At 71.4% G+C, this 1,097-nt stretch carries 2 protein-coding genes; both read right to left on the bottom strand.

The window, feature by feature from the left end; translation table 11 throughout:
• Positions 1 to 147 precede the first annotated feature (147 nt).
• Positions 148 to 474 (bottom strand): thioredoxin, encoded by a 327-nt coding sequence (trxA, locus tag ACWD4P_RS38450; RefSeq protein ID WP_359831748.1) that lies wholly within the window; start codon positions 472 to 474, stop codon positions 148 to 150.
• Between the two features lie 131 nt (positions 475 to 605).
• On the bottom strand, positions 606 to 1,097 hold a 492-nt coding region (locus ACWD4P_RS38455; RefSeq protein ID WP_449782851.1), incomplete at its 5' end, for an NAD(P)/FAD-dependent oxidoreductase.

Raw genomic sequence — 1,097 nt, forward strand, 5'->3', positions numbered from 1 at the left:
GACGGCCGGTCTTCTCGCCGACCAGGCTCTCCACCGGCCCGACGAAGCTCACCGAGGGCTTGAACCCGAGCGCGGCCGCGGCCTGGCCCCCACCCGGGGGAGCCCCGCCGCCGTGCGGTCGGCGACCGGAAGGACCGGCCGGAGGACCTAGATGAACTCGGCCAGCTCGCGCAGCAGCGCGGCCTTGGGGCGGGCACCGGTGATGGACTTCACCGGCTCGCCGTCCTTGTAGACGATCAGGGTCGGGATCGAGATGACGCCGTACTTGGCGGCGGTCTCCTGGTTGGCGTCGACGTCGAGCTTGGCGATGGTGAGCTTGTCGCCGTGCTCGGCCGCGATGTCCTCCAGGACCGGGGCGACCTGGCGGCACGGGCCGCACCAGGTGGCCCAGAAGTCGACCAGTACGGGCTTCTCGCTCTTCAGGACGTCGGCCTCGAAGGTCTTGTCGGTGACGGTGGTGGTGGCGCCGGCCACGGGAACTCCTCGGGTTAGGACGGAGGGGGCTGCTGCCAGGAGAACAACGGATGGGCCCGTTCTGTTTCTGCCCGGCCGGGGCGGGGGTGTTCCACGTGGAACACCCCCGGGGGGTGGTTCGAGGGGAGGGCTCAGACCGCGACGGCGGCGGCCTTGGCCTCCAGGTCGTCCAGCGAGGCCAGGTAGCGCTCGGCGTCCAGCGCGGAGGAGCAGCCGGTGCCGGCGGCGGTGATGGCCTGGCGGTAGGTGTGGTCCACGACGTCGCCGGCGCCGAAGACGCCCGGGATGTTGGTCCGGGTCGAGGGGGCCTCGACCTTGAGGTAGCCCTCGGCGTCCAGGTCCAGCTGGCCCTTGAACAGCTCGGTGCGCGGGTCGTGGCCGATCGCGATGAACAGGCCGGTGACGGCCAGCTCGCGGGTCTCGCCGGTGGTGGTGTCGCGCAGGGTGACGCCGCTCAGCTTCGGGTCCCCGTGGATGGCCTCGACCGCGCTGTCCCACTCGAAGCGGATCTTCGGGTCAGCGAAGGCGCGCTCCTGCATCGCCTTGGAGGCGCGCAGGGTGTCCCGGCGGTGGATGATCGTGACGCTCCTGGCGAAGCGCGAGAGGAAGGTCGCCTCCTCCAG

This window comes from Kitasatospora sp. NPDC002543, assembly GCF_053594915.1.